The following is a 15,915-nucleotide window of genomic DNA, read 5'->3' as shown; positions in this document are numbered from 1 at the left end:
CTTATTTCCCCATCCGCTCACGGCTCAGCCGCGCCAGCCATTCCGACACCAGCAGCGATACCAGGGCTAGTACGATTGAGATGATACACAGCCGCGCCGCGGCGCCTTCTCCGCCCGGCGTTTGAATCAGGGTATACATGGCCGACGGAATCGTTCGCGTCTCGCCGGGGATGTTCGAGACAAAGGTGATGGTCGCGCCAAACTCGCCCAGCGAGCGGGCGAAGGCCAGTACCGTCCCGACAATAATGCCGGGTAACGTCAGGGGAAGCGTGATGGTGAAAAAAACGCGCCAGCGCCCGGCACCCAGCGTACGGGCCGCCTGTTCGAGCTTCATGTCCACGCCTTCCAGCGCGAGGCGGATCGCCCTCACCATCAGCGGGAATGACATTACCGCCGCCGCCAGCACCGCACCGCGCCAGCTAAACGCAAAGGTCAGCCCAAACCAGTCGTAAAGTTTTTCGCCAATAAAACCGCGTCGCCCCATGGAAATTAACAGCAGATAACCGACCACCACGGGCGGCAACACGAGCGGAAGATGAAGCACGCTGTCGAGCAGCGCTTTGCCGGGAAACCGACAGCGAACCAGTAGCCAGGCAAAGAAGATCCCAAAGGGCAAACTCAGCGCAACCGCCAGGGAAGAGACTTTAAGGCTCAGCAGAACAGCCTGCCATTCAGGATCGGTCAATATCATCAGTGAGTCGTAAATCCGTAACGTTTAAAGATCGCGGACGCTTCCGGCCCCTTCAGGTAATCGCGGAAGGCCGTCACGGTCGCATTTTTATGTCCATCAACAATCGCAACAGGATATTCCACTTTCTTGTGGGAGTCTTCCGGGAACGTTGCCACCACTTTCACACCCTTACTGGCAACGGCATCAGAGCCATACACAATGCCCAGCGGGGCTTCGTTGCGTTCCACCAGCGCCAGCGCGCCGCGGACATCTTCCGCCGGGGCCAGCTTCGGTGACAATGTCTCCCATGCGCCCAATTTTTGCAGCGCTTCTTTGGCGTAGATCCCGGCCGGAACGTGCTCCGGATCGCCCACCGCCAGACGCCCGCCGTTCAGCAGGCTTATCCAGTGGGTCTCTTTGTTGATGGTGAAGTCAGCCTGGGCGCTGGCTTTTGGCGCCACGACAACCAGGCTATTCCCCAGCAGCGTTTCGCGGGTTGCCGCATCAATCGCTTTTTTCTCCGCCGCGTAATCCATCCACTTCTGGTCAGCCGAGATGAACAGATCCGCCGGCGCGCCCGCTTCTATCTGGCGAGCGAGCGTCGAGGAAGAGGCAAACGAGGAGACCACCTCGACGTTTTTCTCTTTTTTATACGCCGCCGCGATATCCTGCAGCGCGTTAGTCAGCGACGCCGCCGCAAAGACCGTGATTTTACCGTCGTCCGCCAGCGCGTGTCCGGTAAGGGAAAGCGTCAACGTTGTCCCTGCAAAAAGGCGTACCCATGAACGTGCCATCTGTAACTCCTGTGAGTAGCGTTATATACACATTAATATAACGGTAACGTCAGGGAGATCCCAGCGTTTAATCGTACCGCTGAAGAGGTAAACCGGCGTAGTGCGTTAAAGAGTATCGGCGAAAACGGGAAAATCTTGAGAGCAAAACGCCCGGGCAAGCCGGGCGTTTTGGGGGGAATCAATGCTGCTTTTTAGCCTGGTCTCTGTGACCAATGTTCGAAAAGACGTTGAACACTTCACCCAGGCCGTAGATGGCACCGAGGATGATGGCCATCACTACTGGTACCATGATCACGGCGAATACCAGACTTTTCAACAACTCTAACATGGTTTTCTCCAGATATTGTGAACAGCTTATTCTACCCTTTCAAGTGAGAAAAACATCCCCTTTTGTGCGGTACCCTTTGCGCCCTGCACCATTTGGGTCACAATACCCTTTTTGCCAGGACACTGTTATGCAGGCCGAAATTCTTCTCACACTCCGACTTCAGCAAAAGCTTCTCGCCGATCCGCGACGTATCGCCCTGCTTAAACAAATAGAACAAACGGGCTCGATTAGCCAGGGGGCGAAAAACGCGGGCATCAGCTACAAAAGTGCCTGGGACGCCATCAACGACATGAACACCCTGAGCGAACAGCCGCTGGTGGACAGAGCCACGGGCGGCAAAGGCGGCGGCGGTGCAATCGTGACGCGTTATGGCCAGCGTCTTATTCAGCTTTACGATCTGCTGGCCCAGATTCAGCAAAAGGCGTTCGATGTGTTAAGCGATGACGATCACGTTCCGCTGGACAGTCTGCTGGCCGCCATTTCCCGTTTCTCGCTACAAACCAGCGCCCGCAACCAGTGGTTTGGTACGGTGACGGCGCGCGACAATCTGCAGATACAGCAGCATATTGAGATCCTGCTTGCCGATGGCACCACCCGTCTGAAGGCCGCCATAACGGCGCAAAGCGCGGAACGTCTTGAACTGGATGAAGGGAAAGAGGTGCTGGTGCTCCTGAAGGCGCCGTGGGTCAGTATTACACGCGATCCCGACGCGGCAAAGACAGCAGATAACCAGCTGCAGGGCACCATCAGCCATATCGAACGCGGCCAGACGCAGTGCGAAGTGCTGATGACCCTGGCAGATGGACAGCCGCTTTGCGCGACCGTACCGCTCAGCGAGTCGGACAACGTAGAAGAAGGTGCTGCCGTCACCGCGTATTTCAACGCGGACCGGGTGATTATCGCCACTTTGTGCTGAGCACATTGACAATCGTACCGACAGTGCGTATCCCTGATATCTGGTGCTGCAAAAACAGGGATAAACCATGTCATCATTGCATATTTCGCAAGGCACGTTTCGTCTTAGCGATACCCGAACGCTGACAATTGCTGATTTGACGCTACGCGCGGGTGAAAGCTGGGCGTTTGTCGGCACAAACGGCAGCGGTAAATCCGCGCTGGCCCGCGCGCTGGCCGGAGAGCTCAACCTTCTCAAGGGCGAATACCAGAGCGACTTTACGCGCCTGACGCGCCTGTCGTTTGAACAACTGCAAAAGCTGGTCAGCGACGAGTGGCAGCGCAACAACACCGATTTGCTCAGCCCTGGCGAAGACGATACCGGCCGTACGACGGCGGAAATTATTCAGGATGAAGTGAAGGATCCCGCCCGCTGCCAGCGCCTGGCAGAACAGTTCGGTATCACCCCTCTGCTGAACCGGCGCTTTAAATACCTTTCGACCGGCGAGACGCGAAAAACGCTGCTTTGTCAGGCGCTGATGAGCGAACCTGAACTGCTTATTCTGGACGAACCGTTCGACGGTCTTGACGTGCAGTCCCGGGCGCAGCTGGCGTCTCTGCTGGCGTCGCTTAATCAGCAGGGATATACCCTCGTGCTGGTGCTTAACCGTTTTGATGAAATTCCGGAATTTATCCAGCACGCGGGCGTCCTGGCCGACTGTAACCTGACCGAGACCGGCGAAAAAACCGCGCTGCTTAAGCAGGCGCTGATTGCCCAGCTCGCGCACAGCGAACAGCTCGACGGTATTACCCTTCCGGAACCCGACGCCCCGTCGGCGCGCCACGCGCTTGATCCCCACCAGCCGCGCATCGTGCTGCGCGATGGGGTGGTCGCTTATGACGATCGCGCTATCCTTAATCACCTCAACTGGACGGTCAATCCAGGCGAGCACTGGCAGATTGTCGGTCCCAACGGCGCGGGAAAATCCACGCTGCTGAGCCTGATCACCGGCGATCATCCGCAGGGCTATAGCAACGACCTCACGCTGTTCGGTCGGCGTCGCGGCAGCGGCGAAACCATCTGGGATATCAAAAAACATATCGGCTACGTCAGCAGCAGCCTGCATCTGGATTACCGGGTCAGTACCACGGTACGCAACGTGATCCTCTCCGGGTATTTTGACTCCATCGGCATTTATCAGGCGGTGTCGGACAAACAGCACAAGCTGGCCCAGCAGTGGCTGGACATTCTGGGCATGGACAACCGGGTGGCTGACGCGCCGTTTCATAGTCTTTCGTGGGGGCAGCAGCGTCTGGCGCTGATCGTTCGCGCGCTGGTGAAACACCCTACGCTGCTGATCCTCGACGAACCGCTGCAGGGACTCGACCCGTTGAACCGCCAGCTTATCCGCCGCTTTGTGGACGTGCTGATTAGCGAAGGTGAAACGCAGCTGCTGTTCGTTTCACATCATGCCGAAGATGCCCCCTCCTGCATCACCCATCGCCTGGAGTTTGTTCCGGACGGTGAGCACTATTACTATCGGCAAAGCAAAATCGATTAATCCCCGGAGGGCACCGCCCTCCGTTTTTCAGATAACCTGCACTAATACATTGCTATCCCGTTGATCTACAATGCCTCACGGTAGCTGAAAATCGGATTTTAAAAACAGTGTAAACGATTCCACTATTTTATCCCATGTCACACTTTTCGCGTCTCTGTTATGCTATGGTTATTACATACCATAAGCCCAATGGAGCGAAATATGCGAGTTCTGGTAACAGGTGGTAGCGGTTACATCGGTAGTCATACCTGCGTGCAGCTGCTGCAAAACGGCCATGACGTCATCATTCTCGACAACCTGTGCAACAGTAAGCGCAGCGTGCTGCCTGTGATTGAACGTCTTGGCGGTAAACACCCGACGTTCGTGGAAGGCGACATCCGTAACGAAGCGCTGATGACCGAGATCCTTCACGACCACGCCATTGAAGCGGTGATCCACTTCGCGGGTCTGAAAGCGGTCGGTGAATCCGTTGCTAAGCCGCTTGAGTATTACGATAACAACGTCAACGGCACCCTGCGTCTCATCTCCGCCATGCGTGCGGCCAACGTCAAAAACTTCATCTTTAGCTCTTCCGCCACCGTCTACGGCGATCAGCCTAAAATCCCTTACGTTGAAAGCTTCCCGACCGGGACGCCGCAAAGCCCGTACGGCAAAAGCAAGCTGATGGTGGAGCAGATCCTGACCGATCTGCAAAAAGCCCAGCCGGAGTGGAGCATCGCGCTGCTGCGCTACTTCAACCCGGTCGGTGCGCATCCGTCTGGCGATATGGGGGAAGATCCGCAGGGCATTCCGAACAACCTGATGCCGTATATCGCCCAGGTGGCCGTAGGCCGCCGCGAGTCGCTGGCGATTTTTGGCAATGACTACCCGACCGAAGACGGCACCGGCGTGCGCGACTATATCCACGTGATGGATCTGGCCGACGGCCACGTTGCGGCCATGCAGCAGCTGGCGGATAAACCGGGCGTGCATATTTACAACCTCGGCGCCGGGGTCGGCAGCAGCGTGCTGGACGTGGTTAACGCCTTCAGCAAAGCCTGCGGCAAGCCGGTGAACTACCACTTCGCACCGCGTCGTGAGGGCGATCTGCCTGCTTACTGGGCCGACGCCACCAAAGCCGACAAAGAGCTTAACTGGCGTGTTACGCGCACGCTTGATGAAATGGCACAGGATACCTGGCACTGGCAGTCACGCCACCCGCAAGGCTATCCGGACTAAGGATCCGTCATGACGCAATTTAATCCCGTCGATCATCCGCATCGTCGTTTTAACCCGTTAAGCGGGCAATGGATTTTAGTTTCTCCGCATCGCGCCAAGCGCCCCTGGCAGGGGGCGCAGGAGACGCCTGCAAAACAGACCCTGCCGCAGCACGACCCGGACTGCTTTCTCTGTCCGGGCAACACGCGCGTCACCGGGGATAAAAACCCGGACTACAAAGGCACCTTCGTGTTTACCAACGATTTTGCCGCCCTGATGACCGACACGCCGGACGCGCCGGAAAGCCACGATCCGCTGATGCGCTGTGAAAGCGCGCGCGGTACCAGCCGCGTGATCTGCTTCTCCCCCGCTCACAGCAAAACGCTGCCGGAGCTGAGCGTTGAGGCACTGAAAGAGGTGGTCAGCACCTGGCAGGCGCAAACTGCCGAGCTGGGTCAAACTTACCCATGGGTGCAGGTGTTTGAAAATAAAGGTGCGGCCATGGGCTGCTCTAACCCGCACCCGCACGGCCAGGTCTGGGCGAACAGCTTCCTGCCTAACGAAGCCGAGCGTGAAGACCGCCTGCAAAAAGCGTATTACGCAGAAAACGGCTCATCGATGCTGGTGGATTACGCGCAGCGTGAGCTGGCCGACGGCAGCCGTACCGTGGTGGAGACCGAACACTGGCTGGCCGTCGTGCCTTACTGGGCCGCCTGGCCGTTTGAGACGCTGCTGCTGCCGAAAGCGCACGTGCAGCGCATCACCGAACTCAGCGACGCGCAGCGCGACGACCTTGCCCTGGCGCTGAAAAAGCTGACCAGCCGTTACGACAACCTGTTCCAGTGCTCCTTTCCGTACTCCATGGGCTGGCACGGCGCACCGTTTAACGGGGAAGAGAATCAGCACTGGCAGCTGCACGCCCATTTCTATCCGCCGCTGCTGCGCTCTGCGACGGTGCGTAAATTTATGGTGGGCTACGAAATGCTGGCAGAAACCCAGCGTGATCTGACGGCGGAACAGGCGGCTGAACGTCTGCGTGCCGTTAGCGACGTCCACTATCGCGAATCAGGAGTCTAAAAGATGAGTCTGAAAGATAAAACACAATCCCTGTTTGCTGAGAAATTTGGCTACCCTGCCACCCACGTAATTCAGGCACCTGGCCGCGTCAACCTGATTGGTGAACACACCGACTATAACGACGGCTTTGTGCTGCCGTGCGCTATCGATTACCAGACGGTCATCAGCTGCGCGAAGCGCGACGATCGCCAGGTTCGCGTGATTGCGGCGGATTACGGTAATGAAACGGACGCGTTTTCCCTCGATGCCCCGATTGTGACGCACGACAGCCAGCAGTGGTCTAACTACGTGCGCGGCGTGGTGAAGCATCTGCAGAAGCGTAATAAAAACTTCGGCGGCGCCGATTTGGTCATCAGCGGCAACGTGCCGCAGGGGGCGGGCTTAAGCTCCTCTGCGTCTCTGGAGGTCGCCGTGGGCACCGTGTTTCAGCAGCTCTATCATTTGTCGCTGGATGGCGCGCAAATCGCCCTGAACGGCCAGGAAGCGGAAAACCAGTTCGTGGGCTGCAACTGCGGCATCATGGACCAGCTGATCTCCGCGCTGGGCAAAAAAGAGCACGCGCTGCTGATCGACTGCCGCTCGCTGGGCACCAAAGCCGTTCCCCTGCCAAAAGGCGCGGCTGTCGTGATCGTCAACAGCAACTTTAAGCGCACGCTGGTGGGCAGCGAGTACAACACCCGCCGCGAGCAGTGCGAAACCGGCGCCCGCTTCTTCCAGCAGCCCGCCCTGCGCGACGTCACGCTCAATGAATTTAACAAAGTGGCGCACGAGCTGGATCCGATTGTTGCCAAACGCGTTCGTCACGTGCTGACGGAAAATGCCCGTACCGTTGAAGCCGCGTCCGCGCTGGCGAAAGGTGACCTGAAACGCATGGGTGAACTGATGGCGGAATCTCACGCCTCCATGCGCGATGATTTTGAAATCACCGTGCCGCAGATCGACACCCTGGTGGAGATCGTCAAAGCGGTCATTGGCGACAAAGGCGGCGTGCGCATGACGGGCGGCGGTTTTGGCGGCTGCATCGTTGCGCTGGTGCCTGAGGAGCTGGTCCCTGCCGTACAGGACGCCGTGGCGAAGCAGTACGAAGCAAAAACAGGTATCAAAGAAACCTTCTATGTTTGCAAAGCATCACAAGGAGCCGGACAGTGCTAAACGAAACACCTACCCTCGCACCGGATGGTCTGCCGTATCGCCTGTTAACCCTGCGCAATCGCGCAGGGATGGTGGTTACGCTCATGGACTGGGGTGCAACCCTTCTTTCAGCACGCGTACCGATGCCGGACGGCAGCGTGCGCGAAACCCTGCTCGGCTGCGCATCGCCCGAGCAGTATGTTAATCAGTCTGCCTATCTGGGCGCATCCGTAGGGCGCTATGCGAACCGCATCGCGAAGAGCCGTTTTGAACTCGACGGCGTGCAGTACACCCTGCTTCCAAGCCAGGGTGAGAACCAGCTGCACGGCGGCCCGGACGGGTTTGATAAACGCCGCTGGAAGATTGTTCGTCAAAACGACGGCGAAGTGCTGTTCTCGCTGGATTCGCAGGACGGCGATCAGGGCTTCCCGGGTAACCTTATCGCCTCTGCGCGCTTTACATTGACGGACGACAACCGTATTGCCATCGAATACCGTGCGACGGTCGACAAGCCGTGTCCGGTTAACCTGACCAATCACGCGTACTTTAATCTGGACGGTAACCAGTGCGACGTGCGGAACCACAAGCTTCAGATCCTGGCGGATGCGTATCTGCCGGTTGATGAGATGGGCATTCCGTACCAGGGCCTCAAAGACGTGAGCGGAACCAGCTTTGACTTCCGCAACGCGAAATCCATCGCCCAGGATTTCCTGAGCGATGACGACCAGCGCAAGGTGAAAGGCTACGACCACGCGTTCCTGCTGCAGGCTAAAGGCGATGTGAAACAACCTGCCGCACAGGTCTGGTCCACCGATGAGAAGCTGCAGATGACGGTTTATACCACCGCTCCTGCCCTGCAGTTCTACTCAGGTAACTATCTCGGCGGCACGACGGCGCGCGAACACGAAGAGTACAGCGACTGGCAAGGCCTGGCGCTGGAGAGCGAGTTCCTGCCGGACAGCCCGAATCATCCGGAATGGCCGCAGCCGGACTGCGTGCTGCGCCCGGGTGAAGAGTACGTTAGCGTGACGGAATATCATTTTATTCCACATTAATATTCAGCCCTCCCTCCGGAGGGCTTTTTTCTGTGCGTCTTGCTGAAAATAGCGCCGATCGCAGACAAAATCATAACCCTGGATTCACAAGCATCTTACACTCAGAGACTATTTTCGCTATGGTTAGGGTTAAGCGTTGCTGCTGGCACGGCCACGGCAATATAATGAGAATTGTTATCATTCTAAAAATGCTTGAGGAGTAAGAGATGGCTATTACTAAGCTGGTTCTGGTGCGTCACGGCGAAAGCCAGTGGAACAACGAAAACCGCTTTACCGGTTGGTACGACGTTGATCTGTCCGAGAAAGGCGTAAGCGAAGCAAAAGCAGCAGGTAAACTGCTGAAGGAAGAAGGCTTTAGCTTTGATTTTGCATACACCTCTGTGCTGAAACGTGCCATCCATACCCTGTGGAACGTGCTGGACGAACTGGACCAGGCCTGGCTGCCGGTTGAGAAATCCTGGAAACTGAACGAGCGTCACTACGGTGCGCTGCAGGGCCTGAACAAAGCGGAAACCGCTGAGAAATACGGTGACGAGCAGGTTAAACAGTGGCGTCGCGGCTTCGCGGTCACCCCACCAGAGCTGACCAAAGATGACGAGCGCTACCCGGGCCACGACCCGCGTTACGCGAAACTGACCGACGCTGAGCTGCCAACCACCGAGAGCCTGGCGCTGACCATCGACCGCGTTGTGCCTTACTGGAACGAAACCATTCTGCCACGTCTGAAAAGCGGCGAGCGCGTGATTATCGCTGCTCACGGTAACTCCCTGCGTGCGCTGGTGAAATACCTGGACAACATGGGTGAAGACGAAATTCTCGAACTGAACATCCCAACTGGCGTACCGCTGGTGTATGAGTTCGACGAAAACTTCAAGCCAATCAAACACTACTACCTGGGTAACGCGGACGAAATCGCAGCGAAAGCGGCGGCCGTTGCGAACCAGGGTAAAGCGAAGTAATTTTCGCTGACCATAAAAAAAGCGCGGAACCGTCCGCGCTTTTTTATTTGAGCCGTCAGAATTAACCGCGACGCGCTTTCACCGCATTCGCCAGCTGGCGCAGGATGGCGTCGGTGTCATCCCAGCCGATGCAGGCATCGGTCACGCTCTTGCCGTACACCAGCGGCTCGCTGCCTTCCAGGTTCTGGTTACCTTCAACCAGATGGCTTTCGATCATCACACCAATTACCGCCTTCTCACCGCCGGCAATCTGCTGACAGACGTCTGCGCCCACTTCCATCTGCTTTTTAAACTGCTTGCTGGAGTTGGCGTGGCTGAAATCGATCATCACCTGCGGTGGCAGCCCGGCTTTTTCCAGCCCGACTTTGACTTCGGCCACATGCTTTGCGCTGTAGTTCGGCTCTTTGCCGCCGCGCAGAATGATATGGCAGTCACCGTTACCGCTGGTGTTAACGATGGCGGAGTGGCCCCATTTGGTCACGGACAGGAAGCAGTGCGGTGCGCCCGCTGCGTTGATGGCGTCGATAGCCACCTTAATGGTGCCGTCAGTGCCGTTTTTGAAGCCCACCGGACAAGAGAGACCGGACGCCAGCTCGCGGTGAACCTGAGATTCAGTAGTGCGGGCACCAATTGCCCCCCAGCTCATCAGGTCTGCCAGATACTGGGGCGTAATCATATCCAGGAACTCACCGGCCGCAGGCAGCCCGCTGTCGTTAATCTCCAGCAGCAGCTTGCGCGCAATGCGCAGGCCGTCGTTGATCTGGAAGCTGTTATCCATGTGCGGATCGTTAATCAGCCCTTTCCAGCCAACGGTGGTGCGCGGTTTTTCAAAATAGACGCGCATCACGATTTCCAGCTCATCCTTCAGCTCTTCACGCAGGGTGAGCAGACGGGCTGCGTATTCTTTCGCGGCAGCAGGATCGTGGATAGAGCATGGGCCAATCACCACCAGAAGACGATCGTCATTACCTTTCAGGATCTTATGGATCGCTTTACGAGCATGAGAAACCGTGTTTGCGGCATTTTCAGTGGCGGGGAATTTCTCAAGGAGTGCTACAGGAGGTAATAACTCATTGATCTCTTTAATACGTAAATCGTCATTCTGATAATTCATCTTCGTTCCAGCTCTGCCATATCTTTAGTAATGAAAGCAATCCTTTCAATCTATCTTGTCGCTCAGGAAGTGTAAACACGGTTTTACACTTCACGCAGATAATTCCTGGAATTCGCCTAAAAATCGCCACAAAATAGCGAAAAACGAGATCTAACCTAAGCTTTTTAACTGTAACAACCATTTTTACACGCTTAAACGCGATTCCCGACTGACGTAAGTCCGTATGGCGGAATCTTTCGCCTCTGAAAAAGATGCACTGTTGGAAAATGTTATCCAGCGTAACGACAAGAACAGGAGCACCATGATGAAAATGACAAAACTGGCAACCCTCTTCCTGACCGCCACCCTCACCCTGGCCAGCGGTAGCGTTCTTGCGGCCGAAACGGGCTCATCGGGTAACGGTGATGCAAACGCGGCTGCGTCAGCAGGCCAGGTCGCCCCTGATGCCAAACAGAACGTCGCCCCGAACAATGTCGATAATAGTCAGATCAATAATGGAAACACCAACACCGGCGGCACCATGCTGCCCCCCAACGGTACCGACTCCGGCACCATGAATCATGACAGCATGAGCAAAGATGAAGTTCATAAGAACTCCATGTGTAAAGATGGCAAATGTCCCGACCCGAATGACAAAGTGGGGGATGATGCCAATACCAAAACAGATGGTACGACTCAGTAACCGGCTGTGAAATTAATGATAAAAGGAGAGCTAAGGCTCTCCTTTCTTTTTGAGTAACCTATTAAAAACGCTACACTAAAAACGATAACGAATCAGGAAAGATAACATGGCACACACACATTCCCACGCCGCCGGCGACGACAACGCTAAACGATTGCTGCTGGCCTTCGGCGTCACCGCAACCTTCATGATTATTGAGGTCATCGGCGGTCTGGTCTCCGGCTCTCTGGCGCTACTGGCTGACGCCGGGCATATGCTTACCGATGCAGCGGCGCTACTTTTCGCCCTTCTGGCCGTACAGTTTGCCCGTCGTCCCCCCAATACACGCCATACCTTCGGCTGGCTGAGGCTGACGACCCTTGCCGCCTTTGTTAACGCGATTGCCCTGGTGGTCATTACCATTCTTATCGTCTGGGAGGCCATTCAGCGGTTCAGACATCCTCAGCCGATTGCCGGGGCGACAATGATGGTGATTGCCGTGGCAGGGCTGGTGGCGAATATCCTAGCCTTCTGGATTTTGCACCGCGGCAGCGAGGAAAAGAACCTCAACGTGCGCGCGGCGGCTCTGCATGTGCTGGGGGATTTGCTCGGTTCAGTCGGGGCGATTGTCGCCGCGCTGGTGATCCTCTATACCGGCTGGACGCCTGTCGATCCGATTTTGTCCGTGCTGGTGTCGTGTCTGGTCTTGCGCAGCGCCTGGCGGCTGCTGAAGGAGAGCGTGAATGAACTGCTTGAAGGGGCTCCGGCATCCATGGACATCGACGAGCTGAAGCGCAACCTGCGCCGTACTGTTCCGGAAGTCCGCAATGTCCACCACGTGCACGTCTGGCTGGTGGGGGAGAAACCGGTCATGACGCTCCATGTCCAGGTGATCCCGCCTCACGACCACGATGCGCTGCTCGATCGCATCCAGCACTTCCTGGAACATCACTACGACATTAGCCATGCCACCGTTCAGATGGAGTATCAGCCCTGTAGCGGACCAGACTGCCACCTTAACGAGGCGCAGTCCGGTCATTCACATCATCATGACCACTAGCTGGAAAGCGCGCGAGAGCCTCGCTCACGCGCGCTGTTAATCCACATCCGGCTACCGTTCAGCGCGATGAAGGTCAGCAACAGATATTCCAGCGACATGGCATAGACGCCCTGCAGGGCGAAGATCGCTACGCTGATAACGTTGATGATGACCCACAGCAGCCAGTTCTCAACGTATTTACGGGTCATCAGAATCATCGCCGCAATCGACAGCACCATCATGCAGGAATCCCAGAACGGGAAAGCATCCGGCTGGAGTTCTGGCATCGTCACGTTCAGGCCGATGCCGGACATGACCGAAACGGCAATGCGGGTCAGGAACGCAAATACCGGATTGATGAAGACGGTCATTAAGCCAATGGCCACCACGCAGGCGACAAACCAGGCGATGGCTTTCGGCAAGGGCAGCCAGCGAATCTGCAGCTCTGCCTCCTGCTGGCTGTTCTGACGCGACCACGCATACCAGCCGTAAATATTGGCGGCGAAGAAGAACAGCTGCAAAAGCAGGCTGGCGTACAGCTGGATCTGGAAGAAAATAATCGCAAACAGCGTGACGTTAATCAGCCCGAACGCATAATTGCTGATCTTCTCAAGGCTTGCCAGCCAGATACACAATAATCCCGCCAGCGTACCAACGGCCTCAATCCATGACAGGTCATAGCCACCTGCACCAATCGGTATATGAACCAGAATGTTCTGTGTGCTAAAAAAATCCATCTTTTCCCCGGGGCGTAGTCAATTAAGTACGTAGTGTAGCCGCAAAATCCAGCATGCGGTTAAGCGGAATTAACGCGCCTTCACGCAGGCCAGCATCCACGTGGATTTCATGCGCCGCACCACCGGTTTCTAACCCTTCGGCAATCGCTTTCAGGCCGTTCATCGCCATCCACGGGCAATGCGCACAGCTGCGGCACGTTGCCCCCTCGCCTGCGGTAGGCGCTTCGAGAAGCTCTTTCTCCGGCACGGCCTGCTGCATCTTGTAGAAGATACCGCGATCGGTCGCCACGATAAGCTGCTTGTGAGGCAACGTTCTGGCCGCGTTAATAAGCTGGCTGGTTGAACCCACCGCATCCGCCATGCCGACAATCGACTGCGGAGATTCAGGGTGCACAAGAATGGCGGCGTCAGGATAAAGCGCCTTCATGCGCGCCAGCGCCTGCGTCTTGAACTCATCATGAACGATACAGGCGCCCTGCCAGCAGAGTACGTCAGCCCCCGTCTGCTTCTGAACATAGTTGCCGAGATGGCGATCAGGCGCCCAGATAATCTTCTCACCCAGGCTGTCCAGATGTTCAATCAGCTCAACGGCGATGCTTGACGTGACCACCCAGTCTGCCCGCGCTTTCACTGCTGCCGACGTGTTCGCGTAAACCACCACGGTCCGGTCAGGGTGGGCATCACAGAAGGCCGTGAATTCGTCAATCGGACAGCCGAGATCCAGGGAACACTCCGCGTTAAGCGTGGGCATCAGAATGGTTTTTTCCGGGCTCAGGATCTTTGCCGTTTCGCCCATAAAACGCACGCCGGCCACCAGCAGCGTGGAAGCGGGATGTCGTGCACCGAAGCGCGCCATCTCCAGTGAGTCAGAAATGCAGCCGCCGGTCTCTTCCGCCAGCTGCTGAATTTCCGGGTCGGTGTAGTAATGGGCCACCATCACCGCGTCGCGCTCTTTAAGAAGACGTTTAATCTTCTCGCGGTAGAACTGCTTTTCGTCCTGGCTCAGCGGGACAGGCTTAGGCGGAAACGGATAGATTGCGGCTTCAGGATCAAACATCACACTCATTATGGCTTCTCGTTTTACGGGCTTAACAATATTGCCTTTCATTTGCCTGACATAGCAAAACGCGTGGCAATTGTGTTTTGTATACTAAACAAGATAGCGAATCTGGCGTGAAAAGTCACCGGGAATAGATGGGCGGAGCATTTGTTGTACCGCAGATAGCAAAAAGGCGCCTTTAGGGCGCCTTTCTACACTGGTGGGTCGTGCAGGATTCGAACCTGCGACCAATTGATTAAAAGTCAACTGCTCTACCAACTGAGCTAACGACCCCTTGCGGGATTTTTTTCTTCGAAGTGGTGGGTCGTGCAGGATTCGAACCTGCGACCAATTGATTAAAAGTCAACTGCTCTACCAACTGAGCTAACGACCCATTCGGGTGCTGACTTCGAAGATTTTTACTCGGTACCACTTTAAGTGGTGGGTCGTGCAGGATTCGAACCTGCGACCAATTGATTAAAAGTCAACTGCTCTACCAACTGAGCTAACGACCCGAGTGGTGGGTGATGACGGGCTCGAACCGCCGACCCCCTCCGTGTAAAGGAGATGCTCTACCAACTGAGCTAATCACCCACTCTGTACTGCCGGAACTGCGTTAAGTGGTGGGTCGTGCAGGATTCGAACCTGCGACCAATTGATTAAAAGTCAACTGCTCTACCAACTGAGCTAACGACCCACTTTTATGCTGCTTTCACGTTGTTTGATATCCCGTGGCAACGGCGGCATATATTACTGATTTAAGAATTCTGCGCAACAAAAATTTCGATGAAGATCACTTAACTGCTTAGTAATCATGCTGCACGACCAGAAATAACGCGATTTCTGGTCATGCTATAATCATCCCATCGAATTCAGACGTTTTTGCGCCTGCTTAGCACCTTCGGTACCCGGGAATTTTGCGACCACCTGCTGATAAACCGCTTTGGCTTTCGCCGTGTCGCCTTTGTCCTGCATGATCACGCCAACCTTATACATCGCATCTGGCGCTTTCGGCGATTTTGGGTAATTTTTCACCACTGAGGCAAAATAAAACGCCGCATCGTCCTTTTTACCCTTGTTGTAATTCAACTGACCGAGCCAGTAATTGGCATTTGGCTGATAAGTGGAATCAGGGTATTTCTTAACAAAGCTCTGAAACGCAGCAATCGCGTCATCCTGACGAGATTGATCCTGCACCAGGGCAATGGCCGCATTGTAGTCCGTATTCGCGTCACCGCTCTGTACAGGCGCGCCTGTTGAGGCAGACGTATCAGCAGATGGCGCTGGCGTAGACGTCGCCGCACCGCTCTGATCGCCTGCGGCTGGTTGCGCTGCTGCACCACCACCGCTGCTCAGGCTATCTATCTGCAACAAGATTTGCTTCTGACGTTCCACAACCTGATTAAGCTGATACTGGCTTTCCTGAATCTGACCGCGGAGAGAGTCAATATCATTCTGGTTATCGGAAAGTTGTTGCTGGAGTTGGGTTAAAAGCTGGCTGTGAGCGTTAGAAATACGCTCGAGTTGAGTGACCCGGTCTTCTACCGAGCCTGAGCCGACACTACTGATTGGTGCCTGAGCAAAAGCGGCCCAGGGGGCCGCTATTCCAACCAGTAACGACAGACTCAACAGATGATGTCTGAAGTTACTGCTCATGC

The 15,915-nt window shown here is 55.8% G+C and carries 16 protein-coding genes and 5 tRNA genes; 9 read left to right on the top strand and 12 right to left on the bottom strand.

Annotation, left to right across the window (positions count from 1 at the left end; all coding sequences use genetic code 11):
* Position 1: 1 nt before the first annotated feature.
* The 3 genes from modB to FHC48_RS04190 all read right to left on the bottom strand — a co-directional run bounded on the left by modB (position 2) and on the right by FHC48_RS04190 (position 1,792).
* Positions 2 to 691, bottom strand: a complete 690-nt coding sequence (modB, locus tag FHC48_RS04200) for a molybdate ABC transporter permease subunit (protein WP_023326931.1) — start codon at positions 689 to 691, stop codon at positions 2 to 4.
* Positions 691 to 1,464, bottom strand: a complete 774-nt coding sequence (gene modA, locus FHC48_RS04195; RefSeq protein WP_059362474.1) for a molybdate ABC transporter substrate-binding protein — start codon at positions 1,462 to 1,464, stop codon at positions 691 to 693. Before modA ends, modB begins: the two co-directional genes overlap by 1 nt.
* Positions 1,465 to 1,642: 178 nt before the next feature.
* Complete coding sequence (locus FHC48_RS04190) at positions 1,643 to 1,792, bottom strand: AcrZ family multidrug efflux pump-associated protein (protein WP_008501118.1); 150 nt, start codon at positions 1,790 to 1,792, stop codon at positions 1,643 to 1,645.
* A gap of 127 nt (positions 1,793 to 1,919) precedes the next feature.
* Here FHC48_RS04190 and modE point away from each other — a divergent pair, with 127 nt between their 5' ends.
* The 7 genes from modE to gpmA all read left to right on the top strand — a co-directional run bounded on the left by modE (position 1,920) and on the right by gpmA (position 9,667).
* Positions 1,920 to 2,708, top strand: coding sequence for a molybdenum-dependent transcriptional regulator (modE, locus tag FHC48_RS04185; protein WP_059362472.1), 789 nt, complete (start codon positions 1,920 to 1,922; stop codon positions 2,706 to 2,708).
* A gap of 67 nt (positions 2,709 to 2,775) precedes the next feature.
* Complete coding sequence (gene modF / locus FHC48_RS04180) at positions 2,776 to 4,248, top strand: molybdate ABC transporter ATP-binding protein ModF (protein WP_059362469.1); 1,473 nt, start codon at positions 2,776 to 2,778, stop codon at positions 4,246 to 4,248.
* A 201-nt stretch (positions 4,249 to 4,449) separates the two neighbouring features.
* Entirely contained in the window at positions 4,450 to 5,466 is a 1,017-nt protein-coding gene (gene galE / locus FHC48_RS04175; protein WP_008501115.1) for a UDP-glucose 4-epimerase GalE, read from the top strand.
* 9 nt (positions 5,467 to 5,475) lie between these two features.
* Positions 5,476 to 6,522 carry a galactose-1-phosphate uridylyltransferase gene (gene galT, locus FHC48_RS04170; protein ID WP_059362466.1) on the top strand — a complete coding sequence of 349 codons (1,047 nt, stop codon included), beginning with the start codon at positions 5,476 to 5,478 and terminating at the stop codon, positions 6,520 to 6,522.
* Between the two features lie 3 nt (positions 6,523 to 6,525).
* Positions 6,526 to 7,674, top strand: coding sequence for a galactokinase (gene galK, locus FHC48_RS04165; RefSeq protein WP_059362463.1), 1,149 nt, complete (start codon positions 6,526 to 6,528; stop codon positions 7,672 to 7,674).
* Positions 7,668 to 8,708 (top strand): galactose-1-epimerase, encoded by a 1,041-nt coding sequence (galM, locus tag FHC48_RS04160; protein WP_119312018.1) that lies wholly within the window; start codon positions 7,668 to 7,670, stop codon positions 8,706 to 8,708. Before galK ends, galM begins: the two co-directional genes overlap by 7 nt.
* Positions 8,709 to 8,914: 206 nt before the next feature.
* The gene (gene gpmA, locus FHC48_RS04155; protein WP_008501111.1) at positions 8,915 to 9,667 is read left to right on the top strand and encodes a 2,3-diphosphoglycerate-dependent phosphoglycerate mutase; all 753 of its coding nucleotides are present in this window, start codon (positions 8,915 to 8,917) and stop codon (positions 9,665 to 9,667) included.
* A gap of 61 nt (positions 9,668 to 9,728) precedes the next feature.
* Here the strand turns inward: gpmA and aroG are convergent, their stop codons facing one another.
* The gene (gene aroG, locus FHC48_RS04150; protein ID WP_008501110.1) at positions 9,729 to 10,781 is read right to left on the bottom strand and encodes a 3-deoxy-7-phosphoheptulonate synthase AroG; all 1,053 of its coding nucleotides are present in this window, start codon (positions 10,779 to 10,781) and stop codon (positions 9,729 to 9,731) included.
* A 304-nt stretch (positions 10,782 to 11,085) separates the two neighbouring features.
* Here aroG and FHC48_RS04145 point away from each other — a divergent pair, with 304 nt between their 5' ends.
* The gene (locus FHC48_RS04145; RefSeq protein WP_059365184.1) at positions 11,086 to 11,463 is read left to right on the top strand and encodes a protein YbgS; all 378 of its coding nucleotides are present in this window, start codon (positions 11,086 to 11,088) and stop codon (positions 11,461 to 11,463) included.
* Positions 11,464 to 11,569: 106 nt separating this feature from the next.
* On the top strand, positions 11,570 to 12,502 hold the full coding sequence (zitB, locus tag FHC48_RS04140) for a CDF family zinc transporter ZitB (protein WP_008501107.1): 933 nt from the start codon (positions 11,570 to 11,572) through the stop codon (positions 12,500 to 12,502).
* Here zitB and pnuC read toward each other — a convergent pair.
* From pnuC to cpoB, 8 genes are all read right to left on the bottom strand, one after another.
* Positions 12,499 to 13,218 carry a nicotinamide riboside transporter PnuC gene (gene pnuC / locus FHC48_RS04135; protein WP_023293003.1) on the bottom strand — a complete coding sequence of 240 codons (720 nt, stop codon included), beginning with the start codon at positions 13,216 to 13,218 and terminating at the stop codon, positions 12,499 to 12,501. The genes zitB and pnuC overlap by 4 nt on opposite strands.
* A gap of 22 nt (positions 13,219 to 13,240) precedes the next feature.
* Positions 13,241 to 14,284 (bottom strand): quinolinate synthase NadA, encoded by a 1,044-nt coding sequence (gene nadA, locus FHC48_RS04130; protein WP_032656266.1) that lies wholly within the window; start codon positions 14,282 to 14,284, stop codon positions 13,241 to 13,243.
* 191 nt (positions 14,285 to 14,475) lie between these two features.
* Positions 14,476 to 14,551 (bottom strand) — tRNA-Lys (locus tag FHC48_RS04125).
* Between the two features lie 24 nt (positions 14,552 to 14,575).
* Positions 14,576 to 14,651 (bottom strand) — tRNA-Lys (locus tag FHC48_RS04120).
* 45 nt (positions 14,652 to 14,696) lie between these two features.
* Positions 14,697 to 14,772 (bottom strand) — tRNA-Lys (locus tag FHC48_RS04115).
* Positions 14,773 to 14,775: 3 nt separating this feature from the next.
* A tRNA-Val gene (locus FHC48_RS04110) sits at positions 14,776 to 14,851 on the bottom strand.
* Between the two features lie 27 nt (positions 14,852 to 14,878).
* Positions 14,879 to 14,954, bottom strand: a tRNA-Lys gene (locus tag FHC48_RS04105).
* 161 nt (positions 14,955 to 15,115) lie between these two features.
* Positions 15,116 to 15,913 carry a cell division protein CpoB gene (gene cpoB / locus FHC48_RS04100; RefSeq protein ID WP_021241013.1) on the bottom strand — a complete coding sequence of 266 codons (798 nt, stop codon included), beginning with the start codon at positions 15,911 to 15,913 and terminating at the stop codon, positions 15,116 to 15,118.
* Positions 15,914 to 15,915 lie beyond the last annotated feature (2 nt).

Source organism: Enterobacter sp. EC_50, assembly GCF_019584525.1.
Lineage (GTDB): Bacteria > Pseudomonadota > Gammaproteobacteria > Enterobacterales > Enterobacteriaceae > Enterobacter > Enterobacter roggenkampii.
The sequence above is the reverse complement of the archived record's forward strand: the minus strand, read 5'-3'. Positions and strand labels throughout refer to the sequence as shown.

Excerpts from the sequence above, each read along its gene's own strand:
- galE (WP_008501115.1), top strand. The coding sequence starts at position 4,450 with ATGCGAGTTCTGGTAACAGGTGGTAGCGGTTACATCGGTAGTCATACC.
- aroG (WP_008501110.1), bottom strand. The coding sequence starts at position 10,781 with ATGAATTATCAGAATGACGATTTACGTATTAAAGAGATCAATGAGTTA.
- modF (WP_059362469.1), top strand. The coding sequence starts at position 2,776 with ATGTCATCATTGCATATTTCGCAAGGCACGTTTCGTCTTAGCGATACC.
- modA (WP_059362474.1), bottom strand. The coding sequence starts at position 1,464 with ATGGCACGTTCATGGGTACGCCTTTTTGCAGGGACAACGTTGACGCTT.
- galK (WP_059362463.1), top strand. The coding sequence starts at position 6,526 with ATGAGTCTGAAAGATAAAACACAATCCCTGTTTGCTGAGAAATTTGGC.
- gpmA (WP_008501111.1), top strand. The coding sequence starts at position 8,915 with ATGGCTATTACTAAGCTGGTTCTGGTGCGTCACGGCGAAAGCCAGTGG.
- galT (WP_059362466.1), top strand. The coding sequence starts at position 5,476 with ATGACGCAATTTAATCCCGTCGATCATCCGCATCGTCGTTTTAACCCG.
- modE (WP_059362472.1), top strand. The coding sequence starts at position 1,920 with ATGCAGGCCGAAATTCTTCTCACACTCCGACTTCAGCAAAAGCTTCTC.
- cpoB (WP_021241013.1), bottom strand. The coding sequence starts at position 15,913 with ATGAGCAGTAACTTCAGACATCATCTGTTGAGTCTGTCGTTACTGGTT.
- nadA (WP_032656266.1), bottom strand. The coding sequence starts at position 14,284 with ATGAGTGTGATGTTTGATCCTGAAGCCGCAATCTATCCGTTTCCGCCT.
- zitB (WP_008501107.1), top strand. The coding sequence starts at position 11,570 with ATGGCACACACACATTCCCACGCCGCCGGCGACGACAACGCTAAACGA.
- pnuC (WP_023293003.1), bottom strand. The coding sequence starts at position 13,218 with ATGGATTTTTTTAGCACACAGAACATTCTGGTTCATATACCGATTGGT.
- FHC48_RS04190 (WP_008501118.1), bottom strand. The coding sequence starts at position 1,792 with ATGTTAGAGTTGTTGAAAAGTCTGGTATTCGCCGTGATCATGGTACCA.
- modB (WP_023326931.1), bottom strand. The coding sequence starts at position 691 with ATGATATTGACCGATCCTGAATGGCAGGCTGTTCTGCTGAGCCTTAAA.
- FHC48_RS04145 (WP_059365184.1), top strand. The coding sequence starts at position 11,086 with ATGAAAATGACAAAACTGGCAACCCTCTTCCTGACCGCCACCCTCACC.